Origin of the sequence: Flavobacterium sp. HJSW_4 (assembly GCF_042436695.1) — a bacterium.
In the GTDB taxonomy this organism is placed as follows: Bacteria; Bacteroidota; Bacteroidia; order Flavobacteriales; family Flavobacteriaceae; genus Flavobacterium.
Genome location: NZ_JBHNPP010000104.1, coordinates 1 through 206 on the forward strand (window position 1 = coordinate 1; position 206 = coordinate 206).

A 206-nucleotide genomic window follows, 5' to 3' on the forward strand; every position below is an offset into this window, starting at 1 on the left:
GCCCTATCAATTCAAGATCATAAATATCTGTATTGTAATGGATTGACAATTCCAATCCTGTAGTCTCTATAAAATCAAAACTGATGTCAAATTGAGCGGTATTATTTGTAAAGTTATAGGGATCAACCTGAAGACCAGATAAGGATTCTTCATTTCTTAAACCTAAAACTTGAGATTGATTCTGTAATACTACCAATACATCAAAC

At 31.6% G+C, this 206-nt stretch carries 1 protein-coding gene; it reads right to left on the reverse strand.

Annotated elements, in window-relative coordinates; genetic code table 11:
* Nucleotides 1–206, reverse strand: a 206-nt coding sequence (locus ACE01P_RS24490) for a hypothetical protein (protein WP_379701677.1), incomplete at both ends; no start/stop codon positions are given.